Source organism: Kitasatospora sp. NPDC101235 (assembly GCF_044767505.1).
Lineage (GTDB): Bacteria > Actinomycetota > Actinomycetes > Streptomycetales > Streptomycetaceae > Kitasatospora.
This window is the reverse complement of the sequence record NZ_JBIWNZ010000011.1, coordinates 37,007-57,355: the sequence shown is the minus strand read 5'-3', so window position 1 is coordinate 57,355 and position 20,349 is coordinate 37,007. Positions and strand designations below refer to the sequence as shown.

Genomic DNA, 20,349 nt, shown 5'->3' with positions numbered 1-20,349 from the left:
GCGGCCGGGTCCCGTCAGGCCGCGTGCTCCTCGCCGTAGTCGTGCCCGGAGTCGTGCGCGGTGGCGAGGTAGTGGGAGAGCGCCCGGCGGCTGCGGGTGAGGTCCTCGATCCGGGAGTCCAGGTCGGCGAGTTCGTCGCGCAGGGTCGCGAGCAGCTGCGGACAGGCCTCCAGGACGGGGACGGGACCGGTGGCGCAGGGCAGCAGCACGGCGATGATCCGGGTGCTCAGGCCGGCCGCGAGCAGGCTGCGGATCTGACACACCCGCACGAAGTGCTCCTCGCCGTACTCGCGGTAGCCGGCCGCGGTGCGGTCCGGCCGGAGCAGGCCCTGCTCCTCGTAGTAGCGGAGCAGACGGGTGGACACCCCGGTCAGGCGGGAGAGTTCTCCGATGCGCATGACCGGGCGAACGCCGCCGCCCGCCGGGGTGTTCCCGATGGGCGCTCGGCTCGTGAGGAACTCCGGCAACACGTCGCGTAGTTCGGGCAGCGCCTCGGCCACCGGCACGGTGCTCGCTGGTGAGTTCGGCCAGGCGCGCCGGGGGCGCCTTCGGCCGCCGGCCGGAACTGCCGGCGCTGCCACCGGCGCCGTGGGCGGGCGGCAGCTCCGGGCCCGAGCCCTGGACGATCCGGGCGAGTGGGGTGACTGATACGGGTGGCTCCTCCGCCGGCCGGGTTTCGCCGGCAGCGGGAACGGTAGGAGTTCACACCGGTGAGAAGGCCGAGCCGGGGAGCGGAAGCCCGTCCAGGGCAGCCTTCGGGCCCCGGCCGTGGTCGCGCGCACCGCGAACCGCCCACGCTGAAACGTAAGGAACGCCGTTCATGGACGACGAGGTCCGCACTCCGGACGAAGGAACCCCGGCGCCGGACGCCCGGGACGGTGCACGCGCCGCCGGGGAGGTGCCCGGGCCCGTGCCCGGGATCGTCAAACCGCTGCCCGCGCAGTGGTTCGTGCCCCGGGGCACCAACGCCGAGACGCGCTGGGACGCCTTCCGCGACGCCGACGGCGATGCCGTCATCGGCCGCCACGTGCCGGTGGAGCGGTTCTTCGTCCGCAACCACACCAGCACCCCGCTGATCGACCCCGACACGTGGCGGCTCAAGCTGTTCGGCAGCGGCCTGCGCGGCGCCCCGACGGCCGAGCGCCCGGTCGAGTTCGGCCTGGACGACCTGCGGGAGCTGCCGTCCACACGGATCAGCGCGCTGATCGAGTGCGCCGGCAACGGCCGCAGCTTCTACCGCAGCCAGCAGGGCCAGCCCGTCCCGGGCACGCCGTGGACGCTCGGTGGCGTCGGCTCGGCGAGCTGGCGGGGCGTCCGGCTGGCCGAGGTGCTGCGGGCCGCCGGGCTGACCGGCGCGGCGGTGGACGTGCTGCCCGCGGGCCTGGACCCGGACTACGTCGTCGGCGGCACCAACTACGGTCCGGTGCGCCGCCCGCTGCCGATCGCCAAGGCGCTGGACGACGTGCTGCTCGCGTACGAGATGAACGGCGAGCCGCTGACCCCGGACCACGGTGCCCCGGCCCGGCTGGTGGTGCCCGGCTGGGTGGGCATCGCCTCGATCAAGTGGGTGGGCGGCGTGGAGGTCGCCGACCATCCGCTGCACTCGCCGTGGAACACCGACTTCTACCGGATGTTCGGCCCGGACTACCCGCCCGGCGGCGGCGACCCGCTCACCACCCAGGTGGTCAAGAGCGCCTTCGAGCTGGCCGCGGGTGCGCGGCTCGCGGCGGGCCGCGAGCACCGGCTGCACGGGCGCTCGTGGTCCGGATCGGCGGCGGTGCGCCTGGTCGAGGTGAGCACGGACGGCGGCCGGACCTGGCGGCGCGCCGAACTGCGCGACGAGCCGCAGGCCGACGGCTGGACGCGCTGGAGCGTCGACTGGCGCCCCGAGCGGCCCGGGCCGTACGAGCTGCGCGCCCGCGCGACGGACGACCGGGGCGACACCCAGCCCGAGCGGGCGGTGTTCAACCGGGAGGGCTACCTGTTCGGTGCGGTGGTGGCCCACCCGGTGACGGTGGTCTGAGCCGCGGGCCGGCGAGCCGACGCGCGCTCAGCCGGTGGAATGGGCCTCGTACGGGGCCGGGTACCGCGTCTCGTACGGGGTCAGCACCAGCCGCACCACGTCCTCCAGCCGCCGCCGGGCGTCCCCGAGGGTGGTGCGGCCGGTCACCCAGGCGGTCAGCTCGCCCTGCCAGGCGTGGGCGACGATGTGCCGCACCAGGTCGCTCGCGGCGGCCGGCACCTCGGCCGTCACCGCTTGCAGGGCGGTGCTGTCGGCCCGGGCCATGCCTTGCAGGGCTTCGCTGGCGAACGGATCGGTGGAGGCGGCCACGGCCACCCGCAGCCGGGCGAGTTCCGGCTGCCGCTGGTAGGCCCGCATCCCGCCCCGGACGAACCGGACCGCCCGGTCGGTGGCACCCAGCCCGGCCCTCGGCCCGCGCAGCTCGGCCACCAGGTCGGCCAGCAGCAGGCGATGCCACTCGGCGATCGCCGCTGCCAGGAGGTGGTCCTTGGAGGAGAAGTAGCGGTACGCCGTCCCCAGGGCGACTCCGGACCGCTCGCAGACCTGTTTCATCTGCATCCGCTCGACGCCGATCTCGTTCACCAGGGCGAGCGCAGCCGCGATCAGGCTTTCGCGGCGTTCGAGCTGGCGCGGAGACATCGCCTCCACCGGCCGTGGTGACAGGTCAACCTTGGTCACCCGCACCATGATACGGGCCGGGGCCGCTCAGGAGTATGACGCCGTCCGGCCCCCTTCCGTTCGTCCGGAGGTCACCGGGGTGCCGGGGGTGTCACGAGGGATCGCGGATCAGCGCCTCCTGGACGGCGGAGGCGACCAGTCGGCCGTCCAGGTCGTAGAACTCGCCGAGCGCCAGGCCCCGGCCGTCCGAGGAGGACGGGCTGCGCTGGGCGAACAGCAGCCACTCGTCGGCCCGGAAGGGGCGGTGGAACCACATCGCGTGGTCCAGGGAGGCCATCAGCAGTCGGGGTGGTTCGGTGCGCTGGAAGAAGCTCGGCTGCACGTTCAGCCCGGCGGTGGAGGCCAGGGTGAGGTCGGACAGGTAGGTGAGCGCGCCGGCGTGCAGCAGCGGGTCGCCGTCCGGCAGCGGGGAGGCCGTGCGCATCCAGACGAACTGCTGGAGCAGACCGGGGGCGGCCGGCGGCAGCCCCGGGGTGTCCGACGGGACGAACCGCACGTCGAGGTCGTGGAAGCCGCCGGTCGCGGCGACGGCCCGGCGCACCTGCTCGGGCAGCTGGGCGACGGCGTCCGGCAGCGACTCCGGGTGGGGCAGCGGCGGGACCGCGCGCTGCCGGTCGGCGGCCGGCTCGGGGTGCTTGAAGGAGACCGAGAGGGTGAAGATCTCGTTCCCCTCCTGGACCGCCGTCACCCGGCGGGTGGTGTACGACATGCCTTCGCGGACCCGCTCGACCAGGTAGTCGATCGGCCGGGTGGGGGAACCCGGCAGCAGGAAGTAGCCGTGCAGCGAGTGCACCGGGCGCCGGTCCTCACACGTGCGCCCGGCGGCGACGAGCGCCTGCGCGGCGACGTGGCCGCCGAAGGTGCGCATCGGGGCGCCGGCATGGCAGTGGCCGAGAAACGTGTTCTCGTTCAGCTGCTCGATCTCCAGCATCCCGGCGAACGGGGAGGCCGGCCGGGCGTGCCGTTCGGCCCGGACGTGCGGTTCAGTCAGGTCGTTCACGGAGCCATAGTGGCAGAAGCCAACGGTGCGACGGTGTGACCTGGGTAACGCCGCTCCACGCCCGGGCAATGGGATAGAACACGTTCCAGTCAGAGGTCCTTCCGGAGGATTGTCAGTGCCCTCACCTAGCGTGCTCGGCATGACGCAATCCGCACACGCGTACGGCTATCTGCGCCCGTCGGCCGTCCTGGACGGCGCCGAGGGCCGGCGCCTCGACCTGGCCACCTCCGGCGGCGCCACCCCGCTCGGCGCCGCCGCCAACCCGCGCTTCTTCGCGGGCTTCCTGGCCGATCCGGCGCCGGCCGCCGCGGCGCTGCTCGCGGTCGCGGACGTCGCCGCCGCGCGCTATTACCAGCCGCAGCTGCGCGCCTCGCTCGACCCGGTGGTGACCGCCAACGGGGACCGGCTGCGCTTCGAGTCCTTCTCGGGGTGCTGCGGCGTCTACGCCCGGCTCGACGTGCTCCAGGCCGGGCTCGACGGGGACGAGATCGGCCACGGCACCACCAACGTGGACGTCAACAACCCGCTGCGCGAGGCGCTGACCAGGATCGGCCCGGCCGACCCGCTGCACCTCGCGGTCGGGCCGGACGCGCTGGAGGCCACCAGCTTCGACGGCCCGCTGGTCGAGAAGAAGGTCCCGCTGCCGGAGCGGTGGCTGCGCGGCTTCGCCGAGACCCAGGTGGTCGCCGCCGGCTTCGAGCTCCGCGCCGAGCTGCCCGCCGCCGAGGCGGTCCGGTTCCTGCGCTCGCTGCCGCGGGCCGGGCGCGGAGGGCGGGCCGGCGTCGGCTGGGTCGTCCAGGCCGGCAAGACGCTGCGGCCCACCACCCGGCCGGTGCCGGGTGCGGTCTGCCTGCCCGGGCCCGAGCGGCTGGTGGCGCTCCAGCGGGTGCTGCGGCACGCGCTCGCCCTGCGGGTGTACGGGCCGGTGGCGGCGGGGGAGCCGACCGCCTCGGCCTGGGAGGCGGTGCTGCCCGGAATGCGGCTGACCCTGACGCTGTCGCCGAACGCCTCCCGGGGCTTCTCCGGCGAGGGCGGGGTGCTCGACTCGCTCGCCACCGGGACGGCCGAGCAGGACGCCGATCTGATCGCGGTGCTGCTCGCCTGGGAGCCCCGGATCGAGGTCGGGGACCTCGCCGCGCAGTCCGGGCTGAGCCCCGAGCGGGTCCGCGCCGCGCTCACCCGGCTGGGCACCGCCGGGCAGATCGGCTACGACGCCGCCGAGGCCGCGTACTTCCACCGGCAGCTCCCGTACGACGCCGGGCGGGCCGAGGCGGCCAACCCCCGGCTGCGGGCCGCCCGGGCGCTGGTCGATGCGGGCGCGGTACGGCTGGAGGAGGGCGGGGCGACGGCCGTCGTCACGGTGGACGACCACATCCAGCGGGTGCGGACGGACGAGTCGGGGCGGCTGAGCTGCACCTGCCTGTGGTGGGGCAAGTACCGGGGCGGACGCGGGCCGTGCAAGCACGCGCTGGCGGTCGGGATGGTGCGGGAGTCGGCCGCCGGGGCGACGGAGGCGAAGGGGGCCGGAGCGTGAACACGACGGCGGGTGCCGACCGGCAGGGGCCGGTCGACGAGCTGCTGACGGCCGTCCGGTCCGGACGGCTGGCGTGGATACCGGAGCTGCTGGCCGCCCTGGACGCGGCCCAGCGGCGGGCCTGCCTGCCCGCCCTCAAGGAGCTTCGCAAGGAGCTGCGCCAGGACTGGTCACGGGAGAGGGCCGAGATCAGCGCCAGGCTGCTGGTGGCCGGGGTCGGCTGCCACGCCGGCCCGGCCGGCGCCGCCACCTGGCTGGCCGGCAGCGACTTCAGCTCCCGGGACTGGGCCCGGAACTCGGTGCTGCACCAGGTCGTCGAGGCGCAGCCGGTGGAGTGGCAGGTCGAGGTGGTCACCCGGCTCGCCGCCCGGCCGGTGCGCTCCTGGGGTTCGTCGATGTACCCGGTGATGGAGGCCGTGGTCCGGCGCACCGGCTGCGAGGTGCCGCGCGGCGAGGCCTTCGTCCGGGGCTGGATGGACCGCACCAACGACCTGGGCGGCGCGCGTCCCCCGCTGGCCGAGAAGCTGCGCGAGGACGCCTTCACCCCGGTGCTGGTGCCCGAGCTGTTCGAACTCGCGGACATCAGCTGGCCGCTGACGTTCCGGCTCAGCCCACGCCCCGGCGACGTCTGGACGGAGGCGATCGGCGAACTGGCGGCGGCCGGCGTGGTGGACCGGGCCGAGGTGCTCGACCGCTGCCTGGCCCGGCTGCTGCGCGGCGGCAAGCCGGCCGACCAGCGGGCGTTCCTGGAGGTGCTGCGGGCACTCGACCCGACGCCCGAGGAGTACGCGGCCCGGGTGCGCGACGTGGTGGCGCTGCTGGACGGCCCGTCGGTGCTCGCCGGGCACGCCCAGGAGGTGCTCGCCGGGCTGGACGAGGCCGGGCTGATCGAGCCCGAGGTGCTCACCGAGGCCTCGGCGGTCGTGCTGTTCCGGAGCGAGAAGAAGCTGGTCCGCGCCCAGCTGGCCTGGCTGGAGAAGGCCGCCCGGCGCGCGCCCGAGCGCTCCGGCCCGGTGGTGCTGGCTGCGGCCGAGGCCTTCGGGCACCCGGACGCGGCCGTCCAGGAGCGGGCGCTGAACGTGGTGGCCCGTCACCTGAAGACGGCGGGGGAGGCGGTGGTGGCGGAGCTGCGGATCGCCGCCGAGACGCTGAACCCGGTCCACCACCAGCGCGCGGGCGAGCTGTTCGGCGCGCCGGTCGGCGGTGACGAGGACGACCCGGACACCGGGTGGAACGAACTCCTCCCGCCGGCCCCCGAACCGCGCCCGCTCGGCGCGCCGATCGGCTCGGCGGCCGAGCTCGCGGAGGAGCTGTCCGCCCTGCTCGCCTCGCGCGAGCCCGGTGTGGCGGCCTTCGAGCGGGTGCTGGACGGGCTGGTCCGGCTGACCCACCGGGACCGGAAGGCCCTGGCCGAGGCGATGGAGCCGGTCCGCCGGGTGCACCCGTGGCGCGGCACCGGCAGCTGGGGGGACTGCACGCCCCGGGAGATCCTCTACGTGGTGGCCGCGGTGGCCGGCGAGACGCCGCCGTGGAAACTCTGGGACTACCTCGCCAAGGGCCGCTCCCCGCTGCGCGGCGCGCGCACCACGGTGCACGGGGCCGTCCTCGCCGTCCGGCTGGAGGAGGCGGCCTGGCAGGTTCTTCAGGCCCGGCTGCCGTACCTGCTGGCCACCCCGACCGACGCCACCGGCGCACTGGGCGCGGCCGTCCTGGTCGAGCGGATCGCCGGGTACGAGGCGGCGGACGTCAAGCCGGGGAAGGCCGACCTGTCCCAGGCCCTGTTGCGGGTCGGCCCGGCCACCGACGAGACGGTGCTGAAGGCCGCCGACGCGCTCACCTCCCCGGCCGGGCGCCGGCTGGCGCACTGGCTGCGCACCGGCGGGCTGCCCGGGCAGCCCTCCGAGCGGGTGCTGTTCGCGCCCGGCAAGGGGCTGCGGCGCGCCAACGTGCACGGGGACCGCTGGTGGGAGGAGATCGAGCGGATCGCCGTCGCCCAGCCGGGCATCGGCGCCGGGCCGAAGGGGCCGGACGGCGAGCGGCTCACGGCCGAGCTGCGGGCGCTGCTGGACGGCACCGAGCCCAGCGTGGCCCGGGCCCGCAAGGTGTACGACTGGAGCTGGCGGGCCATCGACCACTGGTTCGCGATGCTCCCCTGGCACCGGGAGGAGCTGGCCGCGCGCTGGCTCGACCCCTTCGCCGAGTGCGCCGACCGGGACGAACGCGGCGCCGCCCGCCACCTCCCGCTGCTCGCCGAGGCCGGCGGTCCGGCCGGGCTCGCGCTGCACCTGGCGCTGGCGTACGGCCTGGGCGCCCGGCACACCGAGGACCGGACGGCGGCGGTGGACGCCCTGCTGGTGCTCGCCGCCCGCGGCGACCTGGACGGCGCGCTGCTCGGCCGCGAGCTGGGCGCCCTGGTGGCCTGCGGCACGGTGATGGCCGGCCGGCTGGGGGCGGCGCTCACCCTGGCGGCGGAGACCGGCGCCCGGGGGACGGTCTGGTCGGTGCTCGGGCCGGCGCTGCCGGGCCTGCTGGGGGCCGACCTGTCGACGCGCGGGCTGGGCGACCTGATCGCGCTGGCCACCGACTGCGCCCGGCGCACCGGGGCCCGCGGACCGGTCGCCGAGGTGACGGCGGTGGCCGAGCGCGGCGGCTCGGGCCGGGTGGTCAAGGAGGCCCGGGCGCTGCGGGACGTCCTCGCGGCCTGAGGGGCGGGCGGCGGGCCCGCAGCGCGGGGGCGCGGGGGCGGGACCGGGGTGGCACGGGGCTCGGCTCGGCGCGGGCCTGAGGTGGGCGCGGGCCTAGGGTGGGCGCGGGCCTAGGGTGGGCGGGACTTCCGTCCGCCCTACCCACCGGAGCGCCCGTGCTGCACCTTCGTCTGATCGTCCCGCCTGACCTTCGGAACGCCGTGCTGGACTGCCTGGACGAGGTCGTGGGGGTGACGCACGTCATCCTGCTCCCGGACGCGGCCGTCCGGCCCACCGGGGACGTGGTGCTCTGCGACGTGGCCCGTGAGGCGGCGGACGAGGTCCTGGGCGCGTTGCGCGGGACGGGGCTGACCGAGCGCGGCGCGATCGACGTCTCGCCGGTCGAGCTGACCCTCTCGGCGGCGGCCGACGAGGCCGAGCGGCTGGCCCCCGGGGAGGGGGCCGACGCGCTGGTGTGGGAGTCGGTCTCCGAGATCACCCACGAGGAATCCACCCTCACCTGGGTGTTCCTGGCCTTCCTCACCGTCGCCACCATGCTCGCGGCCTGCGGCGCGGTGCTGGACAGCGCGATTCTGGTGGTCGGCGCGATGGCCGTCGGGCCGGAGTTCGGGCCGCTGGCCGGGCTCTGCGTGGCGGTCGTCCAGCGACGGCTGCGCCCGGCACTGCGCTCGCTGAACGCGCTGGCGACGGGCTTCGTGGTGGCGATGGCCCTGACTGTCTGCTTCGGAATGCTGATGGACGGTCTCGGGTTGTTCACCGAGGCGAAGTTCGACGCGGCGCGGCCGAACACCTCCTTCATCTGGCAGCCCGACGCGACCTCCTTCGTGGTCGCCTTCCTGGCGGGCATCGCGGGGCTGCTCTCGCTCACCTCCTCGAAGGCCGGGACCCTGGTCGGGGTGGCGATCTCGGTGACCACCGTCCCGGCCGCGGCCAACGCGGCCGTCGCGCTCGGCTACGGCGACGTCAGGCAGTTCTGGGGCTCCAGCGTCCAGCTGCTGCTGAACCTGCTGGGGATCGTGCTGGCCGGGGTGCTGACCCTGCTCGTCCAGCAGGGGGCGTGGGCGTTGATCCGGCGCCGGGGGGCCGTGCCGGCGGAGGCGAACAAGTGACGGCTTTCGGCTGACAACTTTCAGACGACAACTTTCAGCGAACAGACTTTGAAATCTGTTCGCTGAACGTCGTCGTCTGTTCGCGAGCCTCGGCCGCGACCGGAGCCGCCGCCTCCTCCGCCCGCTCGCCGACCAGCGGCGAGATGTCGCGCGGGGTCGTGGCGACGGCGCGCCACCACAGGCGCACGGCGGGCGGGGTGGCGGGCTCGAAGGGCTTGCCGGGGCGGGGCACGGCGAGCCGGGCGCCGAGTGCCTGGGCGGCGGTGACCACCCGATCGGCGGGCTCCTCCCAGGGGTGCAGCGCGAGGTTGAACGTGCACCAGTGGATCGGCAGCAGCAGCCCGCCTCCCAGGTCCAGGTGCGCCCGCACGCCCTCCTCCGGGGTCATGTGCACCTCGGGCCAGAACTCGCTGTACGCGCCGACCTGCATCATCGTTGCGTCGAACGGACCTAACCGGCGGCCGATCTCGGCGAAGCCGGGGAAGTAGCCGGTGTCCCCGCTGTGGAAGATCCGGTGTCCGCCGCCGGCCACCACCCACGACGCCCACAGGAACAGCGCACTGGTGCGCGGACCGCGGCTGCAGTAGTGGCGGGCCGGCGTGGCGGTCAGGGTCAGCCCGGCGACCTCGGCCGACTCCCACCAGTCCAGTTCGACGATCCGCTCGGCCGGTACGCCCCAGTGCTCCAGGTGCGCCCCGACCCCGAGCGGGACGGCGAACACCGCGTCCGTCCCGGTCAGCGTCCGGACGGTGCCCATGTCGAGGTGGTCGTAGTGGTCGTGGGAGATCACGACCACGTCCACCGGAGCGAGTTCGGACAGCGGCAGCGGCACCGGGTGCAGCCGCTTGGGCCCGGTCCAGGAGAAGGGGGAGCAGCGTTCGCCCCAGACCGGGTCGATCAGCACCCGCCGTCCGTCGATCTCGGCCAGCACGGTGGCGTGCCCCAGCCAGGTCAGCCGCAGCCCGGACTCCGGCGGCGCGGCCAGGTCGACCGGGAGCAGTCGGTGCACCGGCACGGCGGCGGTCGGCGTCCGGCGGGTCTTGTCGCCGGTCAGCTGGGCACGGGTGATCTCCAGCGGGCTGCGCTCGTACACCAGGCGGCGGGTCGGTACCGGGTTGCGGAAGGCGCCGTCGGCGAACTGCGGGGAGCGGCGGATGCGGGCCAGCCGCTCGCCCCGGGGCTCGGCGCCGAAGGCGTCGGTCCGGACCCGGTGCCACGCGGCCCGGGGCAGTCCGGCCAGCCCGGGGACGGCGCGCTCGGCGGCGGGACCGGCGGACGGCGGGACGAGCTGCGAGGACAGACCGGCGAGGCGGGAGAACCACGGGGCGGGGCGGGGCACGGCTCCTCCAGGGACGGTCACGGCTACCGGGCGTGCCGGGGCGCGAAGCGCAGCAGTGGGTAGGGTCGCTGCGTTACGACAACCATCTCGTCGGAGGTTACTCGCCGTGGGCCGTCCGGACCTGGTGGAGAGCCCGGCGCGGTCCAATCGGCGTACCCGGGAGGGCGGCGCCGGCCGGTGGTGCCCGGGCCCGCTCGTTCCTGCCCGGCCCGGGGCTCGGTTCCTGCTCGGTACGGGCTCGAACGCCCGCCCGCCCCGGGCTCGAACGCCCGTCGGACCGCTCTCCGTCAGGCGTAGAAGCGGGTGATCGTCTCCGCGACGCAGTGCGGCTTGGCGCTCCGCTCGCTGGTCACGGTGAACCGCACCACCGCCTGGACCCCGCCCGGTACCTCGGTGGCCGAGAGCAGCTCGGCGGTGGCCCGGATCGCCGTGCCCACCGGCACCGGCGCCGGGAAGCGCACCTTGTCGGAGCCGTAGTTCAGTGCCATCCGCACGCCCTCGACGGCGTAGCACTCCTTCGCCAGCACCGGGATCATCGACTGGGTCAGGTAGCCGTGCGCGATGGTCGAGCCGAACTGGCTCTCCTTGGCCCGCTCCGGGTCCACGTGGATCCACTGGTGGTCACCGGTCGCCTCGGCGAACAGGTCGATCTGCCGCTGCTCGATGGTGTGCCACTGGCTGGTGCCCAGCTCGGTGCCGACGGCGGCGGTCAGCTCGGGGAGGGAGGCGAAGGTCGTCACGGTGCGCTCCTGGTGGGGGACGGACCCGGGGAGGGATCAGGACGCCGGAAGCGTATGCCTACCCATTGGTATCTGTCAGGAGTCGAACGGAAAACCGGCGTTCACGGGCCCGGCGTTCATCGGCTGTCGCGACTGGCGGCCCGGGGCGCCCGGCCAGGTCGGGAACAGCCGGCGGCCGCTGACCAGCTCCGGGACCAGCGCGACGAACAGCGGTTCCGGATCGCCAACCCAGGGCCGCAGGCCGGAGCGCAGCACCCGTCGGACCTGCTCGGGGTCGCTCACCACGTCGGCCCGTCCGTGGACCAGTACGCTCCACCCGGTGCGGGTGACCGGGTCCAGCAGATCCGCCTGGAAGGCCACCACCGTGCCGTCAAGCCCGCGCGCGGTGGCACTTCCCCGGCGCACGGCGAGCACCAGCCGCCCGTCCAGGACCTCGAAGGAGACCGGCAGGACGGCCGGCAGCGCGTGCTCGGTGTACACCACGCGTCCGACGGGCACGGTGCTGAGCAGTCGCAGGCACTCGGCCTCGCTCAGGGTCTCCACACGGTCCTCACGCTCCATGCATCCGATCGTCCACGGTCGGTGCGCGCGTCGATAGGGCCCATGGTCCCTGAGCGGACGGGACGGGAGCCCCGTCGGCGGCCGTCCGGGGCGGTAGCCTGCCCGGCGGTGGAGGAATGGTGGAGGAGGGGGCGGCCGGATGGCGGGCGGGGTCGATCTGGTGGTGATCGGGGCGGACGGCGGGCCCGACCGGGCCTTCGGGGGTGCGGCGCTCGCGCCGGACGGTGCCCGGCTGCTCGCCGACGTGCTGCCCGGGATGTTCTTCGACACCGGTGCGGCCGGCTGCCGGCTCACCGCGGTGCCGCCGGACGCGGACGCCAACACGATGCTCACCGCCGTCCGGGACGCCGCCCAGCACCCGGGCCGCTGGCTGCTGGTCTGCCTGGTCGGCCAGATGGTGGCGGACCCGCGGGGGCGCCGGCTCGCCCTGGTCACCGCCGGCAGCACCGCCGACAATGCCTACCGCCGGGGCCTGGCCTGGGACTGGGTGGTCAGCGCGATGGTGCACGGGAACCAGGAGGAGGCGCTGCTGCTGGTCGACGCGGTGGTCGACCGGGACACCTGGGTGGCGCTGGAGCGCGGCGAGGACGGTGCGGGCGAACTGCTGAGCTATTCGAGGGTCCCGCTGTGGGGCCGGATCGGCCGCTACACCCCGGGTAGCCGCTACACACCGGGCAGACGCGGCCGGGACGCCGTCCGGCCGGGCGGGGAGGGCTCGTTCAGCCGGGCCCTGACCACCGTCCTGCGCCAGGGCGTCCCGGGTGCCCCCGCGGCCGTCGCCCCGCTCGATCTCCAGTCGGCCGTGGCCGCGCTGACGGACGGTGGAGAACCGGCCGGTAGTTCGGGTGCGCCTGGCGCGCGCCTGCTCGATCCGCCGTACGCCGGACGTCTCCTGATGCGCAATCGGGCCGCGGTTCGGGGCGCATTGGCCGGATTGTCGCTTTCCGAAGAACTGTTGGCCGTTCTGTGGCGGGAAAGTGCCCCGAAGGAACCGCCTTCCGCGTAAGGTCAGGGGGCCTGAGGTGTTGCCGTGATGGGGTGGGTTGGCGAAGAATCGATCCCCAGCGGAAACACCGGCGGGACGGCGGAATTCTCCTGGCGGCCGTGGATCACGGATCGGGTCGGTCGCAACGAGGTGGGGCCATGCGGCAGCGCGGAAATGTGTTGCGCCCTGGGGCGGTTGGGGTCGGTGGGGCGGTTCTGGTGTTGCTGCTCGGTGCTTGTGCGAGCGGAGGTGCGGGCGGTTCCGTCGATCGCATCGGGTCGGCTGCGCCCACCGTCGCGGGAGTGAACCCGCTAACTCCTTCGAGTGGTTCGGTAAACGGCTCGATCGCGCCGACCAGCGGTCCGGAAGGGGCCATGGGGCGACTGGCCCTGAAGGCGTATCAGGACTGGTGGCAGACTCAGGCCGAGGTCTTCGGGCGGTCGGATTCGGACGGTTACGGACTGGAGCAGTACTCCTCCGGGCGTGCGCTGTCCGACAGCCTGGTCAGCCTCCGGCAACTGCGCGACGCGAAAGTGGTGATGGCCGGAACGCCGCGCAATTCCGCGGTGGTCAAGGCCATTGATCTGAAAGCCGATCCGCAAACCGCCGTGATCGAGGACTGCGTCGACCTGTCGGGCTGGCACCGCGTCGATGCCGTCACCGGGGCCGCCAGGGATCCCGGATCACGCCTGTACCGGTACGTCGGAACCGCGTCCCTGCGCTGGTTCCAAGCGCATTGGTTGATCTACGACTTCAAGCGGGAGGTGGACCGGACATGCTGAACGCGCGGAAACCGGCCCGGCGAATCGCGGTCGCCGCGTCGATGTCGGCCGGGTTGCTGCTGTCCTCGGCGGTGAGCGCGACCGCGGACGAACCGCCGAGCGGCGGGGCCGAGCAGTGCACGACGAACGTGATCTGCGTGGACGCCCATTCCGGCGGAAAGACCCCCGGGCCCGGCGGTTCCAAGCCCTCCGGTGGCGGCGGCTCCGACACCGGACCGCAGTTGTGCAGCTACCACGACGCCGCATGGGCCTGCCACGACCCCCAGCTGGGCTGGTTCAGCAGCGACAAGGGCTGCTACTTCCGGCCGCTGGACGACCCGCCGCCCGCGGGCGACCCGAAGTGGGAAGGCCACGACCCGAAGGACGGCGCGCTCTACACGAAGGTCTGCCCGCAGACCGACGGGGGCATGGGCGGCGCCGAGATCGTCTTCGAACCCACCGCGCCGGACGGGCAGAACGTCAACGCGGAGGCCACGGCCATCCAGAACGCCTACGACCGGGTCCGCTTCAGGCCGCCGGTGGGCCGGGCCGCGCCCCAGAACACGGCGGTGGTCAACGCCCCGGTCTGGCTCTGGGCGGACGACGCCGCACTGCCCGCGCCGGGCAGCGCGGCGGTCGCGGGCATCTCGGTCACCGTCACACCCCGGCTGGTGAAGGCGGACTGGAGCTTCGGCGACCACCTCCAGACCTCCTGCACCACACCCGGCACGCCGTACGACCCCAAGTACGGTGACGCGAAGTCCCCGGACTGCGGCTACGAGTTCAGGACCAGCTCGGCCGGCGAGAAGAACGGCGTCTTCAGCGCCACGGTGACGATGCGCTGGGAGGCCACCGTCGTGGTCACCGGCGGGTCGAACCCGCGGAAGTTCACGATCTCGGGCATCAACCAGAGCAGCAAGCCCTTCGACCTCAAGGTCGCCGAGATGCAGGTGCTCAACTGATCGAGCTCACCTGATCGAGCTCGACCGATCCCGCCCGCGCGGCGATTCGCACACCGACCAGCCAGACGAGCCAGAGACGAACGAGGGAAGGGCGGAACCCGGTGGACAACCGTACGTTCGCGACGCCGGGATCCGGCACCTCCGCGGGCACCGCGGCGTCCGCGACGCTCCCGGAGCAGCCGGAGCAGGGCGGCCCGGGCAAGGGCCGAGGACGGGCGGTGCCGCACGCGCCCGGGCGGACCATGCGGGCGCGGCGGCGGCGCCCGGCAGTGCTGGCGATGGCGGTGGCACTGATCGCGGCCGGCGGGCTGGGTGGGGCCGTCCTCTACAACAGCACCGGCCAGCGGGTCGCGGTGCTGGCGCTGGCCCGGGACGTGCCGTGGGGGCAGGTGATCACCGAGGACGACCTGGTGGTCGCCCGCATCGCGGGGGACCCGGCGCTGCGCCCGGTGTCGGCCCAGGACCGGGCGAAGGCGGTCGGCATGCGGGCCGCCACCGACCTCAAGCGCGGCGCGATGCTCACCGGTTCCGACCTCGCGCAGGGCCTGTCGGTGCAGCCCGGGCAGATCGTGGTCGGGGTGTCGGCCAAGCGCAGCCAACTGCCCGCCAGCCGGCTCCAGCCCGGCGTGCAGCTGGTCATCGTCTTCACCCCCGACAACGGCAGGGCCGACTCGCTGCCCGCCACGGTGATCACCGTCGGCCGGGTGGACACCGACGGCAGCCAGGTGATCGACGTGGCGGTCGGCACCGCGGACGGGCCCCGGCTGGCGCAGTGGGTGGCGAGCGGTCGGATCCAGGTGCTGCTCGCACCGCGCGGTGCGACGGCGGGCGGCCCCGGAGCCACCGGACCGGGCCCGGCGCCGAGCGGTGCGCCCTCGGCCGCCGCCACCCCCGGGGCCGCCACCCCCGGGGCCGCCACCCCCGGGGCCACCACTCCGGGCGCCGCCACCCCCGGCGGTGCCGCACCCGGGACCCCGGGCGCGACGGGCGGCGCCTGATGGCCGTGATCGCGGTGGTCGGCGGCCCGGGCGCACCGGGAGCGACCACCACCGCCCTGGCACTGCTGCTGTCCTGGCCGCTGTCGCCCGGCCGACGGATCGTGCTGGTCGAGGCCGACCCGGACGGCGGCGCGGTGCTCGCCGGAGCCCTGGAGGGCCGGGTCGAGGCGGTGTACGGGCTGCGCAACCTGGCCGTCGCCGACCGGCGCGGGCTGCTCGCGCAGACCATCTGGGAGCAGCTGATCGACCTCTCGCCCGAGGGCAACGCCGAACGGCTGCTGCTGCCCGGGCTGACCGACCCCACCCAGGCGCCCGGCCTCGCCTACACCTGGGAGCCGCTCGCCGAACTGCTGCACGGCGTGGAACAGCAGGGCTACGACGTCATCGTGGACCTCGGCCGCTCCGGCGCCACCGGCCACAGCGCGGTGCTGGCCCGCCGCGCCGACGTGGTGGTGGCGACGGTGCGCACCACGCTGCGCGGGCTGAGCTCGGTCCGGCCCCGGCTCGCCGCCCTGGCCGAGGACCTGGCCGCCACCGGTACCGGGGCGGACGCGCTCGGACTTCTGCTGGTGGCCGAGGGGCCGTACGCGCGGGCGGAGGTGTCCCGCGAGCTGGGGCTGCCGGTGCTCGGGGTGCTGCCGCACGCCACCCGGACGGCGAGGGTGCTCTCCGACGGCGGGGACACCACCGACCGGCGGTTCATCCGTTCGGAGCTGATGCGGACGGCGCGGTCGGCCGCGGACGAGGTGCAGCTGCTGATCCAACGCCGGCGTCAGCGGCTCGCACCGGGTGCGGCGCCGGCCCAGCTGACGGCGGGCGGCCGGGCGGCGGCTCCGGTCACGGCGGCCGTGCCGACGCCTCCGCTCCCGACGCCTCCGATTTCGACAGTTCCGGTGCCGGCCCCGCCGATACCGACCCCGCCCGGGCCGGTGGCGCCGCAGCCGTCGACGCCCGCGCCGGCGGCCGGGCCCGCGCCCGCGCCGGGCCCGTACGGGCAGTCGGGGTACGGTCAGCCGGGCTACGGGCCGGGCGGCCACGGGCAGGCCCCGTACGCGCAGGCCCCGTACGCGCAGGGCGGGTACGGCTCGGCGGCCCACGGCCAGTCCGGGCACGGCCGGTCCGGCTACGGGACGACCGCGGGCGAGCAGCCCTCGTACACCCCGCCGCAGCCCGTCCCGCCGGTGATCACCACCGGCCCGGTGGCGCCGCTGGCCGGGCTGGCGCCGCAGCCGGCCGCGCCGGCGCCGTTCCCGGCACACGTCCAGTCCGCCCCGCACGGCGAGCCGGACGACCGGTACCCGCTCCAGCAGCCGCTCGTGACGGGCCGGCAGGACGACCTGCACGGGCCGTACCCGCACAACCCCGGGGAGGTGCTCCGTGCGCGGTAGCCCCCTGCACCAGCGTCCCGCCTCCGATCCGGCCGCACTGCCCTGGACCGCGCCGGTGTCCGCGCCGACGCCCACGCCCGGCCCGGTCGCCCCGCCGCACGGCTACCAGCCCGGCCCGGTCGCGCCCCAGCCCGTCACACCGCAGCCCGTCCCGCCGCAGCCCGTCGCGCCCGGCGCGGCGGGGCCCACCGCCGTGCCCTCCCAGCTGCCCTCGCTGGACCTGCGCGGCGCCGCCACCCGGCCCGCCGTCGACCCGCAGGTCGCCCGCGAGCTCAAGCGCCAGGTCGCGGCCGAACTGCACCAGCAGATCACCCGGTTGACCTCAACCTCCGGCTCCGAGCCGGACCGCGCCACCCGCCGCCAGCGCGGCCGGGCGCTGATCGAGGAGACCGTCGCCCGGTGGTCCGACGCCTACGCGCAGACCCACGGCATCCCGCCCACCCGGGAGCAGGACCGCGCCCTCGCCGAGGCCGTCTTCGACCTGCTGTTCCGGGCCGGCCGGCTCCAGCCCTACCTGGACGACCCGGAGATCGAGAACATCCTGATCAACGGCTGCGACGACGTCTGGGTCTCCAAGGTGCACCAACCCCTGCGCCAGGTACCGCCGGTGGCCGACAGCGACGCCGAACTCATCGAACTGCTCCAGGACCTGGCCCGCCAGCACGGCGGCGGCGAGCGCAGCCTGTCCACCGCCAGCCCGACCCTCGCGCTGCGGCTGGAGGGCGGCATGCGCCTCCAGGCGCTCACCGAGGTGACGCCCCGCCCGTACGTGGCGATCCGGCGCCACCGGGTGGCCTCCGCGACGCTGCCCGAGATGGTCGAACTCGGCACCCTGGACGCCACCTTGGCCGCCTTCCTGGCCTCCGCGATCCGGGCCCGGAAGAACGTGATGATCACCGGGACCCAGGGCGTCGGCAAGACCAGCCTGCTGCGCGCGATGGCCGCCGAGATCCCGCCGGACGAGCGGATCGGCACCCTGGAGTCGGAGTTCGAGCTCTGGCTGCACACCCTCGGCCACCTGCGCCAGGTCGTCCCGATGGAGGCCCGCGAGGGCAACGGCGAGCGCGTCGAGGGACGCCTGGCCGGGGAGTTGACCATCGGCGACCTCATCCCGGCCGCGCTGCGCATGACACTCTCACGGATCATCGTCGGGGAGGTACGCTCCGGCGAGGTCGTCCCGATGCTGCGGGTGATGACCAACGGCGAGGGTGGCTCGATGTGCACCCTGCACGCCCGCGGCCCGCACATGGTCGTCGACCGCATCGCCGAACTCTGCCTGGAGTACGGCTCTCACATGACCGACTCGCTCGCCTACCGGCTCACCGCCAACGCTCTGGACCTCATCGTGCACGTCACCATGGTCGACGAGACCGCCGTCGGCGGCCGCCGGCACCGTTTCGTCTCCCACGTCCTGGAGGTCACCGGCCTCGGGGAGAGCGGCCGCCCCGCGCTGAACACCGTCTTCGGCCCCCGGCCGGACCTCGGCGAGCCGCGGGCCGTACCGCACACCCCGCCGCAGTGCCTGGACGACCTGCGCCGGGCCGGCTTCGACGCCTCGCTGCTCGGCTCCCGGTACGGGAGTTGGGCCACCCCGCTCCAGCTGCGGATCGGCGGTGGCGCGCGGTGATGCTGCTCTTCGCCCTCTGCGGGCTGGCGGTCACGGGCGGCCTGGTCGCCCTGGTGGCCTGGGCCCGCGGCAGTGAGCCCGGCGACGAGGACGGGGCCGCGCGGGCGGCCAACCCGCTGGCCGGCCGGGTCCACGTGTTCTGGTACGGCGCCCCCGGGGCGGCCGCGCACCGGATGGTGCGGCTGCGCCGCGTCCAGCTGCCGCTCGCGCTCGTCGGCGCGCCGCTGGCCTGGCTGTTCACCGGCATCCCGCTGACCGCACTGCTGGTGCCGCTGGCCGTCTTCGGCCTGCCCTGGCTGTTCGACACCACCCGCCCGGACACCCATCGGATCGAGCGGCTGGAGGCGCTCTCCGAGTGGACCCAGCGGATCGCCGACGTGCTGCTGCTCGGCGTCGGCCTCAACCAGGCCATCGTCACCAGCCGCCGCACGGCCCCGGCCGCCCTGGAGGACGAGATCGGCGAACTGGCCGCCCGGCTGCAGGCCCGCTGGCGGCCCGAGGAGGCGCTGCGCGCCTTCGCCGACAGCCTCGCCGACGCCACCGCCGACAAGGTGCTCGCCGCGCTCGTGCTGCGCGCCGGGGACAGCGGCCCCGGCCTGGCCCGCACGCTCTCCGACATGGCCGACTCGGTGCGCGAGGAGGTCCGCCAGCGCCGCGCCATCGAGGCCGACCGGGCCAAGCACCGGACCACCATCCGCTGGCTGGTCGGCATCATCGTGCTGGTCGTCACGGTCGGTTCCTTCAACACCGAGTACACCCGGCCGTACGGGACCTTCCTCGGCCAGGTGGTGCTCGCCGTGGTAGCCGCCCTGTTCGTGGCGATCATCGCCTGGATGCGGGCGCTGGCCTCCCACCCGCCGGTGCCCCGGCTGCTGACGCCGGACCGGCGCAGCAGGAGCGGGCGGCGGTCCGCCGCACCGGCGACCGGGCCGGAGCCGGCCGAGCAGCTCGGGGAGGTCCGATGATCTCCCCCTGGTCCGTGCTGGCCGGCGCCGTCGCGGCCGGCGGCCTCGCCCTCCTGGTCGCCGAACTGCGGCCGGCGCCACCGGACCTGCGCCAGGCGCTGGACCGGCTGCACGCCACCCCCGCCGACCGCGAGCAGGACCCGGACGAGCGGCCCCGCTGGTACGACCGGATCGGCGAGCGGTCCGTCCACCTGCGCGGGGTCTCGGTCCCGCGCCGCGAACTCGCCCTGATCGGCCGCACCCCGGCCCGGTTCATGGTGCACAAGCTGCTGTTCGCCGCGCTCGGCCTGATGCTGCCCGCCTACCTGGGTGCGATGGCCGTGCTGATGGACGTGGGCCTGCCGTTCGCGCTGCCGCTGGTCGCCGGGCCGCTGCTGGCCGGACTGCTCTGGTTCGTCCCGGACGCCGTCGTGCGCGGCGAGGCCAAGGAGGCGCGCACCGAGTACCTGCACGGCATCGCCGCCTACCTGGAACTCGTCGCGATGGAGCGGGCCGCCGACTGCGGCCCCGCCGAGGCGCTGCGCCGGGCCGCCTCGGTCGGGCAGGGCGCGGTGTTCCTGCGGATCCGCGACGCCCTGGAGCGCGCGGCCACCGACCGGCTCCCGCCGTGGGCCGGACTCGACGCTCTGGCCGAGGAGTTGGGCCTCAGCCCGCTCCAGGACGTGGCCGACATCATGCGGCTGTCCGGCACCGACGGAGCCGCCGTGTACGACACCCTGCGGGCCCGCGCCAAGGGCCTGCGCGGGGAACTGCTCGCCGAGGACCTCGCCCGTGCGAACGCCGACAGCGAGCGGATGGTCGCGCCCGGGGCCGCACTCACCCTGCTGATGACCGTTCTGATCGTCTTCCCCGCCCTGCACCAGATGCTCAACTGACCGCGCTCCCGGACCCCTTCCGGTCCCTTCCAGCCTCCGCAAGCACCACCAGCCGTATCAGAGCAGCCGGCTCCACCACCAGACCACACCGCCACATCC

General features: G+C 75.0%; 18 protein-coding genes. 12 read left to right on the top strand and 6 right to left on the bottom strand.

Annotated elements, in window-relative coordinates; translation table 11 throughout:
* Positions 1-14: 14 nt before the first annotated feature.
* Positions 15-398, bottom strand: coding sequence for a MerR family transcriptional regulator (locus ACIRRH_RS19720; protein WP_403068711.1), 384 nt, complete (start codon positions 396-398; stop codon positions 15-17).
* Between the two features lie 422 nt (positions 399-820).
* Between ACIRRH_RS19720 and ACIRRH_RS19715 the strand changes: the two genes are divergently transcribed.
* Positions 821-2,023, top strand: coding sequence for a sulfite oxidase (locus tag ACIRRH_RS19715; protein WP_403068708.1), 1,203 nt, complete (start codon positions 821-823; stop codon positions 2,021-2,023).
* Positions 2,024-2,050: 27 nt separating this feature from the next.
* On the opposite strand, the gene ACIRRH_RS19710 is transcribed toward ACIRRH_RS19715, so the two are convergent.
* Together ACIRRH_RS19710 and ACIRRH_RS19705 are read right to left on the bottom strand one after the other, a co-directional pair.
* Positions 2,051-2,701: a TetR/AcrR family transcriptional regulator gene (locus tag ACIRRH_RS19710; RefSeq protein WP_224285151.1), complete on the bottom strand. Its 651-nt coding sequence runs from the start codon at positions 2,699-2,701 to the stop codon at positions 2,051-2,053.
* Between the two features lie 91 nt (positions 2,702-2,792).
* Complete coding sequence (locus ACIRRH_RS19705; RefSeq protein WP_403069177.1) at positions 2,793-3,632, bottom strand: acyl-CoA thioesterase; 840 nt, start codon at positions 3,630-3,632, stop codon at positions 2,793-2,795.
* A 208-nt stretch (positions 3,633-3,840) separates the two neighbouring features.
* On the opposite strand from ACIRRH_RS19705, the gene ACIRRH_RS19700 reads away from it, so the two are divergent.
* The 3 genes from ACIRRH_RS19700 to ACIRRH_RS19690 all read left to right on the top strand — a co-directional run bounded on the left by ACIRRH_RS19700 (position 3,841) and on the right by ACIRRH_RS19690 (position 9,049).
* Positions 3,841-5,235, top strand: a complete 1,395-nt coding sequence (locus tag ACIRRH_RS19700; protein WP_403068705.1) for an SWIM zinc finger family protein — start codon at positions 3,841-3,843, stop codon at positions 5,233-5,235.
* A complete protein-coding gene (locus ACIRRH_RS19695) occupies positions 5,232-7,940 on the top strand; it encodes a DUF6493 family protein (protein ID WP_403068702.1) in 2,709 nt (902 codons plus the stop codon). Before ACIRRH_RS19700 ends, ACIRRH_RS19695 begins: the two co-directional genes overlap by 4 nt.
* Positions 7,941-8,095: 155 nt before the next feature.
* Positions 8,096-9,049, top strand: coding sequence for a DUF389 domain-containing protein (locus ACIRRH_RS19690; protein ID WP_403068700.1), 954 nt, complete (start codon positions 8,096-8,098; stop codon positions 9,047-9,049).
* A gap of 34 nt (positions 9,050-9,083) precedes the next feature.
* On the opposite strand, the gene ACIRRH_RS19685 is transcribed toward ACIRRH_RS19690, so the two are convergent.
* The 3 genes from ACIRRH_RS19685 to ACIRRH_RS19675 all read right to left on the bottom strand — a co-directional run bounded on the left by ACIRRH_RS19685 (position 9,084) and on the right by ACIRRH_RS19675 (position 11,689).
* A complete protein-coding gene (locus tag ACIRRH_RS19685) occupies positions 9,084-10,289 on the bottom strand; it encodes an MBL fold metallo-hydrolase (RefSeq protein WP_403069174.1) in 1,206 nt (401 codons plus the stop codon).
* A gap of 386 nt (positions 10,290-10,675) precedes the next feature.
* A complete protein-coding gene (locus ACIRRH_RS19680; protein ID WP_403068697.1) occupies positions 10,676-11,128 on the bottom strand; it encodes a MaoC family dehydratase in 453 nt (150 codons plus the stop codon).
* A gap of 75 nt (positions 11,129-11,203) precedes the next feature.
* A complete protein-coding gene (locus ACIRRH_RS19675) occupies positions 11,204-11,689 on the bottom strand; it encodes a pyridoxamine 5'-phosphate oxidase family protein (protein ID WP_403068694.1) in 486 nt (161 codons plus the stop codon).
* 139 nt (positions 11,690-11,828) lie between these two features.
* On the opposite strand from ACIRRH_RS19675, the gene ACIRRH_RS19670 reads away from it, so the two are divergent.
* The 8 genes from ACIRRH_RS19670 to ACIRRH_RS19635 all read left to right on the top strand — a co-directional run bounded on the left by ACIRRH_RS19670 (position 11,829) and on the right by ACIRRH_RS19635 (position 20,250).
* On the top strand, positions 11,829-12,695 hold the full coding sequence (locus tag ACIRRH_RS19670; RefSeq protein WP_403068691.1) for a hypothetical protein: 867 nt from the start codon (positions 11,829-11,831) through the stop codon (positions 12,693-12,695).
* Positions 12,696-12,976: 281 nt separating this feature from the next.
* A complete protein-coding gene (locus ACIRRH_RS19665) occupies positions 12,977-13,456 on the top strand; it encodes a hypothetical protein (protein WP_403068688.1) in 480 nt (159 codons plus the stop codon).
* Positions 13,450-14,397 (top strand): hypothetical protein, encoded by a 948-nt coding sequence (locus ACIRRH_RS19660; protein WP_403068685.1) that lies wholly within the window; start codon positions 13,450-13,452, stop codon positions 14,395-14,397. The genes ACIRRH_RS19665 and ACIRRH_RS19660 overlap by 7 nt, the downstream gene beginning before the upstream one ends.
* Positions 14,398-14,498: 101 nt before the next feature.
* Positions 14,499-15,395 (top strand): SAF domain-containing protein, encoded by an 897-nt coding sequence (locus ACIRRH_RS19655; protein ID WP_403068682.1) that lies wholly within the window; start codon positions 14,499-14,501, stop codon positions 15,393-15,395.
* A complete protein-coding gene (locus tag ACIRRH_RS19650) occupies positions 15,395-16,783 on the top strand; it encodes a hypothetical protein (protein WP_403068679.1) in 1,389 nt (462 codons plus the stop codon). Before ACIRRH_RS19655 ends, ACIRRH_RS19650 begins: the two co-directional genes overlap by 1 nt.
* Positions 16,773-18,410: an ATPase, T2SS/T4P/T4SS family gene (locus ACIRRH_RS19645; protein WP_403068676.1), complete on the top strand. Its 1,638-nt coding sequence runs from the start codon at positions 16,773-16,775 to the stop codon at positions 18,408-18,410. Before ACIRRH_RS19650 ends, ACIRRH_RS19645 begins: the two co-directional genes overlap by 11 nt.
* Positions 18,410-19,375 (top strand): type II secretion system F family protein, encoded by a 966-nt coding sequence (locus ACIRRH_RS19640; RefSeq protein ID WP_403068673.1) that lies wholly within the window; start codon positions 18,410-18,412, stop codon positions 19,373-19,375. The genes ACIRRH_RS19645 and ACIRRH_RS19640 overlap by 1 nt, the downstream gene beginning before the upstream one ends.
* Positions 19,372-20,250: a hypothetical protein gene (locus tag ACIRRH_RS19635; protein WP_403068670.1), complete on the top strand. Its 879-nt coding sequence runs from the start codon at positions 19,372-19,374 to the stop codon at positions 20,248-20,250. The genes ACIRRH_RS19640 and ACIRRH_RS19635 overlap by 4 nt, the downstream gene beginning before the upstream one ends.
* The last annotated feature ends 99 nt before the right edge of the window (positions 20,251-20,349 follow it).